The organism is Promicromonospora sp. NPDC019610 (assembly GCF_044389365.1).
Classification (GTDB): domain Bacteria; phylum Actinomycetota; class Actinomycetes; order Actinomycetales; family Cellulomonadaceae; genus Promicromonospora.
In genome coordinates this window covers 672486-686205 of the sequence record NZ_JBIRXX010000001.1, presented here as the reverse complement: position 1 = coordinate 686205, position 13720 = coordinate 672486, and the positions used below count along the sequence as shown (strand labels likewise).

11 protein-coding genes are annotated in these 13720 nt (G+C 72.1%); 6 read left to right on the top strand and 5 right to left on the bottom strand.

From position 1 onward, the window contains the following. The gene (locus ACH45N_RS03005) at positions 1–1329 is read right to left on the bottom strand and encodes an MFS transporter (protein WP_397391007.1); all 1329 of its coding nucleotides are present in this window, start codon (positions 1327–1329) and stop codon (positions 1–3) included. Between the two features lie 245 nt (positions 1330–1574). Between ACH45N_RS03005 and glp the strand changes: the two genes are divergently transcribed. The 4 genes from glp to ACH45N_RS02985 are packed head-to-tail and all read left to right on the top strand — an operon-like array spanning position 1575 to position 4336. Next, a complete protein-coding gene (gene glp, locus ACH45N_RS03000) occupies positions 1575–2867 on the top strand; it encodes a gephyrin-like molybdotransferase Glp (protein WP_397391005.1) in 1293 nt (430 codons plus the stop codon). Further along, positions 2864–3490 (top strand): molybdenum cofactor guanylyltransferase, encoded by a 627-nt coding sequence (locus ACH45N_RS02995; protein WP_397391003.1) that lies wholly within the window; start codon positions 2864–2866, stop codon positions 3488–3490. Before glp ends, ACH45N_RS02995 begins: the two co-directional genes overlap by 4 nt. After that, positions 3487–3735 (top strand): DUF6457 domain-containing protein, encoded by a 249-nt coding sequence (locus tag ACH45N_RS02990; protein WP_397391001.1) that lies wholly within the window; start codon positions 3487–3489, stop codon positions 3733–3735. The genes ACH45N_RS02995 and ACH45N_RS02990 overlap by 4 nt, the downstream gene beginning before the upstream one ends. Positions 3736–3787: 52 nt before the next feature. Next, positions 3788–4336, top strand: coding sequence for a methylated-DNA--[protein]-cysteine S-methyltransferase (locus ACH45N_RS02985; RefSeq protein WP_397390999.1), 549 nt, complete (start codon positions 3788–3790; stop codon positions 4334–4336). Positions 4337–4352: 16 nt separating this feature from the next. Here ACH45N_RS02985 and ACH45N_RS02980 read toward each other — a convergent pair whose 3' ends face one another. After that, positions 4353–6680, bottom strand: coding sequence for a hypothetical protein (locus ACH45N_RS02980; protein ID WP_397390997.1), 2328 nt, complete (start codon positions 6678–6680; stop codon positions 4353–4355). Positions 6681–6855: 175 nt separating this feature from the next. Between ACH45N_RS02980 and ACH45N_RS02975 the strand changes: the two genes are divergently transcribed. Both ACH45N_RS02975 and ACH45N_RS02970 read left to right on the top strand, forming a co-directional pair. Next, positions 6856–9465 (top strand): DEAD/DEAH box helicase, encoded by a 2610-nt coding sequence (locus ACH45N_RS02975; RefSeq protein ID WP_397390995.1) that lies wholly within the window; start codon positions 6856–6858, stop codon positions 9463–9465. Between the two features lie 97 nt (positions 9466–9562). Next, entirely contained in the window at positions 9563–11527 is a 1965-nt protein-coding gene (locus ACH45N_RS02970; protein WP_397390993.1) for a CocE/NonD family hydrolase, read from the top strand. A 42-nt stretch (positions 11528–11569) separates the two neighbouring features. Here the strand turns inward: ACH45N_RS02970 and ACH45N_RS02965 are convergent, their stop codons facing one another. The 3 genes from ACH45N_RS02965 to ACH45N_RS02955 are packed head-to-tail and all read right to left on the bottom strand — an operon-like array spanning position 11570 to position 13702. After that, a complete protein-coding gene (locus ACH45N_RS02965; RefSeq protein WP_397390991.1) occupies positions 11570–11803 on the bottom strand; it encodes a helix-turn-helix transcriptional regulator in 234 nt (77 codons plus the stop codon). 4 nt (positions 11804–11807) lie between these two features. Next, positions 11808–12692 (bottom strand): ABC transporter permease, encoded by an 885-nt coding sequence (locus tag ACH45N_RS02960; RefSeq protein WP_397390989.1) that lies wholly within the window; start codon positions 12690–12692, stop codon positions 11808–11810. Then, positions 12689–13702, bottom strand: coding sequence for an ABC transporter ATP-binding protein (locus tag ACH45N_RS02955; protein WP_397390987.1), 1014 nt, complete (start codon positions 13700–13702; stop codon positions 12689–12691). Before ACH45N_RS02955 ends, ACH45N_RS02960 begins: the two co-directional genes overlap by 4 nt. Between the last annotated feature and the right edge of the window lie 18 nt (positions 13703–13720).

The window sequence follows — 13720 nt, the reverse complement described above, 5'->3', positions numbered from 1 at the left end:
TCAGACCCGTGCCGCGGCCATGGCGCCGCGCCCGTAGACCAGCCAGCAGACCGTGGCCATCACGACGTACACGCCGATGAACAGCCACAACGCGGGCACGATCGACCCGGCCACCGTGGTGGACAGGGCGAACCCGCGCGGGATGAGGAACCCGCCGAACGCCCCGATCGCCCCGGCGATGCCGATGCAGCCGGCCGCGGCCTTCGCCGTCCCGCCGGCGGCCCGGAACACCGCGGGGATCATCCGGTACACGGAGCCGTTGCCCACGCCGGTAGCGACGAACAGGCCGAGGAACGAGCCGAAGAAGAGCGGGAAGCTCCCCGACCCGAGGGCCAGGATCGCGCCCACGGCCCCGAGCGCCATCACGGCGAAGGCGCCGATGGTCACGACCGCGCCGCCGACGCGGTCGGCGAGGATGCCGCCGAGCGGACGCGCGACCGACCCGACGAGCGCCCCCAGGAACGCGAGCGGGATCGCGACCTCGGGGAACTGCGCGGCCAGGAGCGTCGGGAAGGCGCCCGCGTAGCCGATGAACGACCCGAACGTGCCGATGTAGATGAAGCTGATGACCCAGGTGTGCTTGTGGTGCACCGCGACGGCGAACGAGCGCGGGTCGGCCTTGGCCGAGGACAGGTTGTCCATCCAGCGCCAGGCCAGGAACGCGGCCAGCAGGATGAACGGGATGAAGATCAGCCCGGCCCGGTCGAGCACCACGCCCGCCCCGGAGACGATCACGAGTGGCACCGCGAGCTGCACGGCCGCCGTGCCGATGTTGCCGCCGGCGGCGTTCCAGCCGAGCGCGGCGCCCTTCTCCTTCTCCGGGAAGAAGAACGAGATGTTCGCCATCGACGACGCGAAGTTGCCGCCGCCCAGGCCCGCGAGCGCCGCGGCGCCGAGCAGCACGGGGAACGGTGTGGTCGGGTCGCCGACCGTGAGGACGAGCGCGGTCGTGGGCAGCAGCAGGAGCAGCGCGGAGACGATGGTCCAGTTGCGGCCGCCGAACACGGGGACGGCGAAGGTGTAGGGGATGCGCAGGGTGGCGCCGACGAGGCTGGGGACCGAGATGAGCCAGAACATCTGGTCGACGGTGAGGTCGAAGCCCGCGGCGGGGAGCTGGGGCACGACGATCGACCAGACGGCCCAGACCCCGAACCCGAGGAACTCGGCGAAGATCGACAGGACGAGGTTGCGTCGGGCGGTGCGGCGTCCGCCGTCCTCCCAGAGTGTCTTGTCCTCGGGGTCCCAATGCTCGATCCAGCGTCCGGTGCGGCGCTGGACGGCGGGCTCGCTCGGCGTGGGTGCCTGGTCGCGTGTGGTCGGAGTGGACACGTCGTCCTCCCTGCATGGGCGTATGCCCGACGACGCCGGGCGCGCCCGGACCGACAGGTGCCGGTTCCGGGGCCGGCCCGACGTCGGACCGACGGCTATGAAACTAGGGAGGCGGTGTTTCATCGCCCGTCCAGCAGCAGTTAATCGACCGTAAGGAAGAACGCACAGGCGTCGACGGCAGGTTGTGAGGCCCGGGTAACCCCGTCCGAACGCCCTTCGTCTAGCGTCGTCCCATGGAGTCCGGGTTGCGAAGCGTCACGGAGCACGTTCAGCACGTGCTCGCGCTCGTCGAGCCACTGCCGGTCGTCGCGCTGGACCTCGTGGACGCCGACGGCGCGGTGCTCGCCGAGGACCTGCACGCCACGGTGGCCGTGCCGCCCTTCGACAGCGCCGCCATGGACGGGTACGCCGTGCGGCTGGCCGACCTCGCGGCCGACGGCGCCCCGGTGACGCTCCAGGTGACGGGCGACGTCGCCGCGGGCTCCGGTTCCGGGGCCGGGATCGGTCCGGGGCAGGCCGTACGGATCATGACCGGCGCCCCGCTCCCGCCCGGGGCGGATGCCGTGATCCCCGTGGAGCACACCTCGACGGGCCGGTTCGTCGCCGGGGCGGCCCGGGAGGAGGGTTCGGTCACGCTGGCCCGCAGGCTGCGACCGCATATCCGGGCCGCGGGCGAGGACGTCCGCCGGGGCGACCTTCTCGCTCGCTCCGGGAGCGAGGTGATGGCGGCGGCGGTGGGTGCTCTGGCGGCGTCGGGCACGGTGCACGTCTCCGTCCGGCGGCGGCCGCGGGTCGCCGTCATCTCCACGGGTTCCGAGCTGGTGCCGGTCGGCGGGGCCCTCGGACCCGGTCAGATCACGGACTCCAACGGGCCGATGCTGGCCGCGGCGGCCCGGGCGGCAGGGGCCGACGTCGTCCGGCTCGGGCCGGTGTCCGACGATCCCGAGGAACTGCGCGCCGCGCTCGATGCGGCGCGCGGCGGTGGCGCCGACCTGATCGTGACCGCGGGCGGCGTCTCGGCGGGCGCGGCGGACGTGGTGCGCGAGGTGCTGGCGGCGTCGGGCCCGGCGGCGAACGGCGTGACGGACGCCGACGTCGCGAACGTCGCGATGTCGCCCGGCAAGCCGCAGGCGCTGGCGCGCTGGGGCGGTGTCCCCTGGCTGGCCCTGCCCGGCAACCCCGTGGGCGCGTACGCGTCGTTCGAGCTGTTCGCGCGGCCGGCGATCGACCAGCTTCGGGGCCTCGGGGGCGCGGCGGAAGGCTTACCCAGCCAGGGACGTAACGCTGAGCGAGCACTGCTACCTCTCCGTTACCCCCTCGGCCTCGCATACCGTTCCCTCCGCGCCGCCACGGGGTGGTCCAGCCCCGCGGGCCGGCTCCAGGCGCTGCCCGTCCGGTGGGTCGACGGCGGGGTCGAGCCCGCCGGGTCGCACCACTCCCTGTCCGCGCTGGCCGCCGCGGACGGCCTCGCCCTCGTGCCGCCGGACGTCGAGAAGGTGCGGGCCGGCGACGTCGTCCGGGTGCTGATGCTGCGATGACCAGGACCGCTCCCCGGGTCGGGTACGACGCCGTCGTGCTGGCCGGCGGCCGGGCCTCCCGGCTGGACGGCACCTCCAAGGCGGGCCTCGTCGTGGGCGGGACGCGGCTGCTCGACCGTGCCCTCGCCGCGAGCGCGCGGGCTCGCCGGGTCGTCGTCGTGGGACCGCCGGAGCTGGCGCGTGCGCTGCCGGCCCGCGACCCGGCGTCGGGCTATGCGGGGCCCACACCCCTCCTGACCAGGGAGGACCCTCCGTTCGGCGGGCCCGTCGCCGGCCTCGCCGCCGGGCTGCGCGCCCTGCCGGACCCGGGTGCGCCGTGGGTACTGCTCCTCGCCGTGGACGTGCCGCGCGCCGCGCGGGCAATCGCGCACCTCGAAGAGGCTGTTTCACGTGAACCGGCGGACGGCGCCTACCTGACGCGCGGGGGCCGGGCCCAGTGGCTGGTCGGCCTGTACCGCCGCGCGGCGCTGGACGGCGCGCTGGACGGGATCGAGACGGACGGGGCGCCGATGAAGCGGCTGGTCGGCGCGCTCCGGTGCACCGAGGTGCCGGACCCGGCAGGCTGGAGCGACGACATCGACACCCCCGCCGACGTGGCCCGCTACCGGAAAGACGTGAGATGACAGACCTCAAGCAGTGGATCCTCGACCTGGAGTCGGAGCTCGGCCTCCCCACCGGCACCATCGACATGAAGAAGGTCCTGGACCTGGCCCGGGACGCCGCCCACGCCGTCGAGCGTCCGGCGGCCCCGCTGACCACGTACGCCGTCGGCTACGCGGACGGTCTGGCAGCGGCCGGCGCGCTCGTCGCCGAGCCGGACCCGACGCAGAAGGCGACCGACCTGGCGGCCCGCTGGGTCACCGACTGATCTGCGCGCCCGCCTGCGGGCGGTGTCAGTGGTGCCGCCTATCGTTGGCGGCATGGACCGGAACAGGCTCGAGTTCGCGGTGGTCCCCACCGCGATCGGCGAGTGCGCGCTCGTCTGGAACGAGGACGCGGAGATCGTCGGCTCGACGCTGCCCCACGGCACCGCCGACCAGGTACGGGGCGCAGTCCGCGGCTGGTACCCGGGCGCCGTCGAGGCCTCGCCCGCTCCGGTCGCGGCTGCGGCCGAGGCGCTGAAACACCTGCTGGACGACGGCGTCGGCGACCTCGCGGAGGTGCCCCTGAACATGAGCGCCGTGCCCGACTTCGACCGCCGGGTGTACGAGATCGTGCGCGCCATCCCGCCCGGAGAGACCCGCACGTACGGCGAGGTGGCGACGGAGCTCGGCGCGCCGGGCGCCGCCCAGGCCGTGGGCCAGGCGATGGGCCGCAACCCGTTCCCGCCCATCGTGCCGTGCCACCGCGTGCTGGCCGCGGGCCGCCGCATCGGCGGGTTCTCGGCCCGCGGCGGCCCGCGCACCAAGCTGCGCATGCTGGAGAAGGAGGGCGTCTATCTGGAGCAGCCCACGCTCTTCGATCTGTGAGCTGCCCCAGGTGTGCTCAGCGGACCGCGCTGGTCAGCGCGCTGGTGACGGATTTCGTCGTGTAGCCGGTGCGTGAGCCGGTGACCACGACGGCGACCCGCTTGCCCTTGGCGGAGGCAGGCAGCTTGTAGTAATAGTTCGTCGCACCCTTGACCGCGACGCCGCCCACCTTCCACTGGTACTTCACCGTCGACGGCTGCGGGGTCCATGTGCCCCGCACGGCCTTGAGCGTGGAGCCGACCTTGACGGTGCCCGTGATCGTGGTCGCCGGCGCAACAAACACGCCGGCCTTCACGGCGGCCGTCGACGGGCTCGCCAGGGACTTGGTCGTGTAGCCCGTCTTCGAGCCGGTGATCGCGACCGACACCTTCTTGCCCTTGGCCGACGCCGGGACCGTCCAGGTCTTCGACGTCGCACCGGAGACGGCCTTGCCGTCCAGGCGCCACTGGTACTTCACCGTCGTGGGCGTCGGGGTCCAGGTCCACCGGTTGGCCGTGAGCGTCTTGCCGACCTGGGCCGTGCCTGAGATGGAGGGGGACCGGGAGGCCAGGAACGTCAGCGGCGTGACTGTGACGGTCCGCGTCGTGCTCCAGGCCGGGGCGCCCGGGAACGCTTGATAGGTGAAGTTGAGTGCCTTGGTTCCTGCGCCCAGCGCCAGGGGGTCGAGTTCCAGCTCCTCGGTGCGCTCGTCGAAGGACGCACTCCCCACGGTGACCGAGCCGGACTTCACCGTCACGGTCCCGTACGGAGTGACGGCGTCCGCGCTGAGGGTCACCGAGGCCGTGGGGACGTCCCCGAAGGTGTACGACGTGGGGCCGGTTACCGTGATTGCAGGCGGCGGCGGTGTCGGTGCGTTGAACGAGACGTAGAACTCGTGAACTGTCTGCTTGCTGACATTACCCACCTCGTCGACCGCGTCGATCCACAGATAGTTCAGACCAGCCCTCGAAGGCGCAATCTGCAGGACTGTGTTCTCGGTTGCGGGAATCTCGTTCGAGGGAGTCTGCGTGTTGATGCCGTACCGATACCTCGCGACGTCATCCGACGAACTCGTCAACAGGAACGAGCCGGTAACCCCGAGGCCACCCCTGACGGTTCGTTCGAGGTAGACCGCCTGGTCACCCACCAATGGCACGATGACTGGCGCTGCAGGAGAGCTGATGTCAATGGAGAACGCACATGATGCGGTCGGGCCGTTGAGACCGCCGTCGTCAGTTCCCAGCACTGACCATACGTACCGGCCATCGTGCTCCAGAATCCCTGAAGGCACCGAGATGCTGTGCCGACGTGTGTGCGAATAGGACTCTGAGCCTTCCCAGAGCACGGTGTCGGGAGCACTGGCCTGAGCAACCCGGAACGTCGCGAACACCGGAGCACTGTCGTCAGGCGTGCCGCCTGGGTCGGGATCGGCGATGTCCGCTGACAGGCGGGGGGCGGTTGTGCGCACGACTTGCCCCGGGACGCATGGCTCACCATCGCCCCAGTCGCTGGATCCCGTCTTCAGGCTGGTCGGCGTCAGCGGCGCCCTGTTGAAACGGACGACAAGAGTCGCACTCTGCTTGAACGAGGTCCAGCCGCACGTCATGCACGTTTCGTCTGCAGCTCGCACGCCGATGGTCACCGAGGAGCGGTCGGCCCTGGCGGCGTTGACCGCAATCTGAGTCGCGTCGAAGTCGAAGAACCCCAGGTAGTGAGGAGTCTGCTCGCATGCTCCCCAGTAGAACGTGGAGCCTGCCACGCGACGGCTCTCGGTCCAGGCCGTCGTGCTCGGCCAGCCAGTGGCTGACGAGATGCGCGGGATGTCGTAGAGGTCCAGGCGGCTCGGCGTGCAGTCCACGTCATCGAGCCAGGCTTCATCGCTGTTCGCAAAGAACTCGGCCGAGGTGATGTCCCCGGGTTCGAGCTCGCTCAAGATGTCGACGCCGTCGAACTGCCAGACAAGGCGCTGGATCCCAGCGGCGTCGCAGCCCTCGGCATACTCGGCCGGGTCGCAGTAGCCGACCCACTGCGTGCCGGTCCAGTTGTATCCCGATGGTCCGGAGGGTCGGAGAACGGTGTTCGCCGACGACTGCGAGACGACATTGGGGTCGACCGCCGACGTCTCGAACCGCATCGATCCGCCGGGCTCGGCGTAGAGCGACGCGCCGTCCTCCGCACCGCCGAGCACCTCGACGTCCTCGCCGCATGCGGCCGCGAGCGCAGACGCCTCGGCCTCGCCCTGAGCAGTGCCGTCGCAGTCGGCGGCGAGCGACGGTGTCGCTTCGACGGCGACAGCCGTCGGCGAGACGAAAGCAGCGAACAGCAGCCCGGCTGCTGTGGCTCCGGCGATGAGAGAGCGCTTCATCCATGTCCTCCTGAGACATCGGTCGACCTGCGCAACTGCGTGAACCTATCGACGCGACGCCGGGCCGCTCAGCCAATTAGCGGGTGAACTCTGTTGATTTGGTTTAATTCGCCCCTGTTCCGTTCAGCCCCTTGACCACGCCTTGTCCGGGAATCCAGGTGCGACACTGTCCTGCGTGCCCGACGTCCCCACTCACCCCCTCCTCGACGTGCTCCTCGCCGGGGGCGCGCGCGCCGAGCGGCTGACGGCGTCGCGCACCTTCCCGGAGCGCACGGCCGAGCACGTGGACTGGCCGGACTGGGCGGACGCGACCGTGGTGCAGGGGTACCGGAAGCTCGGCGTCGACCGGCCGTGGACGCATCAGGCCGTGGCCGCCGACTTCGTCCACCAGGGTCGGCACACCGCCCTGGCCACATCCACGGGGTCGGGCAAGTCGCTCGCGTTCTGGCTGCCCGCGCTGTCGGCGGTCCGGACCGCGGCGGCCGCCGCGACGCTCGACCCGGGGAACATCGCGTCGGCGCACGTGCGGCCCACGACCATCTACCTCAGCCCCACCAAGGCGCTGGCCGCCGACCAGCTCAGCGCGCTCGAACGTGTCCTCGACGCGGCGGGCACGCGCGACGTCCGCGTCGCCACGTGCGACGGCGACACCTCGCGCGAGGAGCGGTCCTGGGTCCAGGACCACGCCGACGTCGTCCTCACCAACCCCGACTTTCTGCACTACGCCCTGCTGCCCAACCATCGTCGCTGGTCACGGCTGCTCAAGGGGCTGCGGTACGTCGTCGTCGACGAGGGGCACGCGTACCGCGGCGTCTTCGGCGCGCACGTCTCGCTGGTACTGCGCCGGCTCGCGCGCCTCGCGGCGCGGTACGGGGAGGGCTCGCCCACGTTCGTGGTCGCCTCGGCGACGACGGCGGAGCCCGCCGTCAGCGCGGCCCGTCTCATCGGGGTTTCGCCCGACGACGTCACGGCCGTCACCGAGGACGCCTCGCCGTCGGGACGGCGGACCGTGGTGCTGTGGCAGCCGCCGGAGATCGCCTCCTGGCGCCCGCCCGTGGACGGTGCTGGCGCGGAGGCCTCCGGCGGGCCCCGGGATGAGCCGACTGCGATGCGACGCGCCGACCCCAACGAGCCCGACCCCTGGGCGCTGCCCGGCGAAGACTCGGAGGCCGACCCCGTCGCGACCACCGCGCCGCCGGAGCATCCGCGCCGGTCGGCCACCGCGGAGGTCGCCGACCTGCTGGCCGACCTCGCCGGGGCCGGCGCCCGCAGCCTCGCGTTCACGCGGTCGCGGCGCGGGGCGGAGTCCGTGGCCCAGCAGGCCCGCGACCACCTACGACACTCCGCGCCCGAGGCCGGCCGCCGGATCGCCGCCTACCGCGGCGGCTACCTCCCCGAGGAGCGCCGCGAGCTGGAGCAGGCCCTCCGCACGGGCGAGCTGCTGGGCCTGGCGACCACCAACGCGCTGGAGCTGGGCGTGGACATCTCCGGCCTCGACGCGGTGCTCATCGCGGGGTGGCCCGGCACCCGGATGTCGCTGTGGCAGCAGGCGGGCCGCGCGGGGCGGGCCGGGGCGGACGGCCTGGTCGCCTTCGTCGCGCGCGAGGACCCGCTCGACACCTACCTCGTGACCCACCCGGAGGCGGTGTTCGACGCCCCGCTCGAGGCCACGGTGTTCGACCCGGCGAACCCGCACGTCCTGGCGCCGCACCTGTGCGCGGCGGCCCAGGAGGCGCCGCTGCGCTCCGAGGACCTCGCGGCGTTCGGCGACGCCGGCCACGTGCGCGGGATCCTCGACGTGCTGGTCGCCCGGGGCGCGCTCCGGCGTCGGACCTCGGGGTGGTATTGGACCCACCACCAGCCCGCCGCGGGCCTGACCGACCTGCGCGGCGCGGGCGGCACGCCCGTGCGCGTTGTCGAGCAGGGCACGGGCCGGATGCTCGGCACGGTCGACGCGGCCTCGGCGGACGGTCAGGTGCACGACGGCGCCGTCTACGTGCACCAGGGCACCACCTACGTGGTGACGCACCTCGACCTGACCGACCACACCGCCGTCGTGCAGCGGCGGCGGCTCGACTACGGGACGTGGTCGCGCTCGGTCATGTCGGTGGCGATCGAGGGCTGGGACCAGTCGCTCGACGGCGGCCCCGCGGCGGCTCAGGAGGACGACGGTCCCGGCCACGACCTGGTCACCCGCGAGTGGGGACCGGTGACGTGGGGCCTCGGTCCCGTGGAGGTGACGTCACAGGTGGTGAGCTTCCAGCGCCGTCGCGTCCCCGACATGCAGGTGCTGGGCACGGAGCAGCTCGAGCTGCCCGAGCACACCCTCGGGACGGTCGCGGTGTGGTGGTCGGTGCCGGAGTTCGTGCTGCGGGCCGCGGACATCTCGCCCGAGCAGGCACCGGGCGCGCTGCACGCGGCGGAGCACGCGTCGATCGGGCTGCTGCCCCTGCTGGCGACCTGCGACCGCTGGGACCTCGGCGGGGTCTCGACCGAGCTGCACCCCGACACCGGGGAGGCCACAGTGTTCGTCTACGACGCCTACCCGGGCGGCGCGGGCTTCGCGGAGCGGGCCTACGACCTGGGCGCGACGTGGCTGCGCGCCACCCGCGACGCGATCGCGGCCTGTCCCTGCGCGGACGGCTGCCCGGCCTGCGTGCAGTCACCCAAGTGCGGGAACTACAACGCGCCGCTCGACAAGGACGCCGCGGTGCGGCTCCTGGACGCCGTGCTGTCCCACGACCCGCGGGCGGCGACGCCGGCGAGCGACCTGCCGGCGTCGTAACGACGCTTACCCCGGCGTAACCGGGCAGCCTTCCGTATGCGACATTCACCCGATATGTTCCCCGGGACCAGGCCGTTCGTCGCGAGGGAGCACGCCGATGCGAGTCCACCACGTCCGGGCGAAGCAGGCCGCCGCCGCCGTCGCCGCGCTCACGGGACTGGCCCTGGCCGCCGGGACGGTTCCCGCGGCAGCGGTTCCGGCCGCCGACGTTCCAGCCGCCGACGTTCCGGCCGCCGACGTCCCGGCCGCCGAGGCCCCGTACGTCCTCGACGACGACGGCGTCACGGCCCCCGTCTACGACTACGCGGGCGCGATCCGCGAGTCGGTGGACGTGATCGCGCCGGACCTGGACGGCGACGGCGACGCCGAGGAGATCCGCGCCGACATCATCCGCCCGGCCGAGCTCGACGGCGTCGCCGAGGTGCCCGTCGTGATGGACGCCAGCCCGTACTACGCGTGCTGCGGCCGCGGCAACGAGAGCGAGCTCAAGCAGTACGACGCGGCCGGGGACCCGGCGCTGTTCCCGCTGTACTACGACAACTGGTTCGTGCCGCGGGGGTACGCGTACGTGGCGGTCGACATGGCCGGGACCGGCTGGTCCACGGGCTGCACGGACCATGGCGGGCCCTCGGACATGCTCTCGGTGAAGGCCGTCGTGGACTGGCTGAACGGGAGGGCGACGGCGGTGGACCCGGACACCGGGGAGCCCGTGGACGCCGACTGGACCACGGGGAAGACCGGCATGATCGGCAAGTCCTACGACGGGACGCTCGCCAACGGCGTCGCCGCGACCGGCGTCGAAGGGCTGGAGACGATCGTGCCGATCGGCGCGATCAGCTCCTGGTACGACTACGACCGGGCGCAGGGCCTCCCGTTCTCGGCGAACTACCCGCGGTTCCTCATGGGCTACGTGGCCGGCGGCCGGCACGTCGCGACGGACTGCTCGGCGATCACCGAGGCCCTGAACACGGCGGGCGACGACACGTCCGGCGCGCACAACGCCTTCTGGGCCCAGCGCGACTACCGTTCCGGCTCGCTCTTCGACGCCTCACAGGTCACCGCCAGCGTCTTCGTGGTGCACGGAGCCCAGGACACCAACGTGGACACCCCCAACTTCTCCCGCTGGTGGACGGCGCTCGGCGAGCAGGGCGTGGAGCGCAAGCTGTGGCTCACGCGTCTGGGGCACGTCGACCCGTTCGACTCGGACCGGGCCGAGTGGGTCGACACATTGCACCGCTGGTTCGACCACGAGCTGCTCGGCGTCGCCAACGGAGTCACGGACGAACCCGCGGTGCGGGTCGAGGTCGCGCCGAACGAGGTCGCCACCTCGGACACGTGGCCGGTCATGGACCGCACCGCACGGCTGCGTCCGCGCGCGGACGGCAGCCTCGCACTCGGTGCCCGTGGCCGCGCAGCCGACGCCGGCTGGGTGAACGCCCCGAACCAGACCTTCAACACCGCCCTGGCTGCGGGCGCCAACCCGAACCGGCTGCTCTTCCGCACCGGCACGCTGACGGACGACCTGCGGCTGTCGGGAGCGGCATCGGTGACGACGACCGTCACCCACGGGGCAGCGACCGGCCAGATCACGGTGGGGCTCGTCGACTACGGCGTGATGGACCGGGTGCTCACCTCGGGCGAGGGTGCGACGACCCTCGGTACCGAGTCCTGCTACGGCGAGTCCGCCGGGGTCGACGACGCCTGCTACCGCGACGTGGTCCGGAACATCGGGTCCACGGAGCTCCAGGTGCTGGGTCGCGGCTGGGCCCGGCTCGACGGCGCCGGTACGCACACCGTGACCGTCGAGATGCAGACGAACGACCTGGTCGTCCCGGCCGGGCACCAGCTCGGCCTCGTGGTCATGGGCACCGACCGGGGCGCCACCGTGACCGTGGACCGCGCCGCGACGCAGTACTCCGTCGACCTCGGCGCCACGACGCTGAACCTGCCCGTGTCCGGTCCGATGACGAGCTTCACGCCCGGCCACAGCCTGGTGCCGGACGCCGCCGACGTCACCCGGTCGGCGCTCCTGCCCGAGACCCGGGTGGTCGTGCCGAGGTGACGGGCGCCTGCCGCGGGGAGGTACGCCTCCCCGCGGCGAGGACTACTCGCCCAGCCGTTTGAACGGGCTCGTCGAGAACACGACCTCGACCGCCACGCCGAAGTACTCCGCGATCCGCAGCGCGAGGAACAGCGACGGGCTGTACTCGCCCCGTTCGAGGTAACCGACCGTCTGGTAGTGCACCCCGAGCGCCTCGGCCAGCTCGCGTCGCGAGATGCCTCGTTCAGCACGCAGCATCGCGATGCGGTTGTGGACGACGTCGGACTGCTCCGCCACCAGCTCAGTACCCCTTGGCCATGTAACGCTCCCGCGCAGCCGCCACTGTGGAACCCGACTCCCGGCGGGCCATCCTGCGAAGCACGATCGGCGCGAGCACCATACCCACAACCGCCCAGAGACCGAGCACCGCGAACATCTCGAACGTGCGCCACGACTCGCCGATCTCCGCCGTCACCAAGCTCTCGGGAAGCATCGCCGACCGGGCGCCCAGCCCGAGCCAGTAGTACGGGAACACCTGACCCACCCACTGCAGCCACTCGGGCAGCGCCGTGATCGGGTAGAAGATCCCGGAGGGCACGATCAGGAGCATCGAACCCAGGAACAGCAGCCCGGTCTGCGAGGCACTCTTGAACAGCGATCCGAGCGCCACGCTGATCGGCACGGTGGCGACCATCCCGACCAGGAAGATCAGCGTCAGCAGGAGGAAGGTGCGGCCGTCCAGCCGCAGCTCTCCCGCGACCGTGACGGCCGGGATGATCAGGACGATCAGGCCCACCAGGGTGGTCAGCGCGAACATCAGGATCTTGCCGACCAGGTAGCCCAGCATCCCGTTGGGCGTCGCCTTGGCCCGCAGCAGCGTCCCGTCCTCGCGGTCGACGGCGATCGTGCTGGCGGGGCCGGTCAGCCCGCCGAAGGCGATGCTCATGCCGACCAGGCTCGGCAGCACCATGGCGCCCAGCGCGAAGTCGGTGCCGGGGACGGTGCTGCCCCGCATGAACAGCAGAACCACCGCGTAGATCACGGGGAACGCGAGGATCCACACGAGGTCGCTCGCACTCGTGACCGAGTACTTGGTCTCGAGCCAGCCCCGGACGAGCCCGGCGCGGACGGCAGCCCGGCGCGCGTCGTTCCGCGCCCGCCCGGCCGTGGTCTGGGTCGTGGTCACGACTGCACTCCCTCGCTCTGCTCGGCCCGGTTCGGCGCGGCCTGGTTCGGCGCGGCCCGGTTCGGCGCGGCCTGGTCCTGCGGGGCGTCGTTCGGTGCGGCCTGGTAGCTCTCGGCCCGATGCACGAGCGCCATGTAGGTGTCCTCGAGGCTGGCCCGCTTGACCTCGAGCTCGGTGACGTCGGGGTCACTCGCCAGCAGCCGGCGGACGAACGCGGTGGGGTCGCCCTCGGTCACCGCGTGGACGTTCCGGTGTCCGTCGGAGGTCCAGCGCACCTCCGCCTGCGTGGTCAGCTCGCGTGCCAGCTGCTCCGCCGACCCGTTGGCGACGACCACACCCCCGTCGAGCACCAGGATCCGGTCGGCGAGCTTCTCGGCCTCGTCGAGGTCGTGCGTCGTGAGCAGGACCGTCGTGTTCTCGAAGTCGGCCAGGCGGTGCACCAGGTCGTGGAACTCACGCCGGGCGTGCGGGTCGAAGCCCGCCGTCGGCTCGTCGAGGAACACGAGCTCCGGACGCCCGACGATCCCGATGGCCACGTCGAGGCGGCGCCGCTGCCCACCCGAGAGCGTCTGCACCTTCGCGTTGGCCTGCTCCAGAAGGCCGACCACCTTGATCAGCTCGTCCACGTCCCACGGCCGCGACACCTCCGCGGTCGAGTACGCGACGTAGAACCGTGCGAGGTATCCGAGCAGGTCCCGCACCCGCCACCGGCCGTGGTCGCGCCACGACTGGAGCACGACGCCCAGCCGTGCGCGCCATGCCTCGTCGCCGTGCGCCGGGTCCTGTCCCAGCACCGCGACCTCACCGGCCGACCGCATGCGGAAGCCCTCAAGGATCTCGATCGTGGTGGTCTTGCCGGCGCCGTTGGGCCCGAGCAGGGCGATCACCTCGCCGCGCTGCGCCGTGAAGGACACGCCCTGGAGCACGTCGTTGGTCCCGTACCTCATCCGTAGGTCACGCACGTCGAGCGCCACGTCGCTCGACGGCGGAGGTCGGTCCTGTGCAGTCATCGCACTCTCCATACCATC

Excerpts from the sequence above, each read along its gene's own strand:
- ACH45N_RS02980 (WP_397390997.1), bottom strand. The coding sequence starts at position 6,680 with ATGAAGCGCTCTCTCATCGCCGGAGCCACAGCAGCCGGGCTGCTGTTC.
- ACH45N_RS02985 (WP_397390999.1), top strand. The coding sequence starts at position 3,788 with ATGGACCGGAACAGGCTCGAGTTCGCGGTGGTCCCCACCGCGATCGGC.
- ACH45N_RS02995 (WP_397391003.1), top strand. The coding sequence starts at position 2,864 with ATGACCAGGACCGCTCCCCGGGTCGGGTACGACGCCGTCGTGCTGGCC.
- ACH45N_RS02970 (WP_397390993.1), top strand. The coding sequence starts at position 9,563 with ATGCGAGTCCACCACGTCCGGGCGAAGCAGGCCGCCGCCGCCGTCGCC.
- ACH45N_RS02955 (WP_397390987.1), bottom strand. The coding sequence starts at position 13,702 with ATGACTGCACAGGACCGACCTCCGCCGTCGAGCGACGTGGCGCTCGAC.
- ACH45N_RS02990 (WP_397391001.1), top strand. The coding sequence starts at position 3,487 with ATGACAGACCTCAAGCAGTGGATCCTCGACCTGGAGTCGGAGCTCGGC.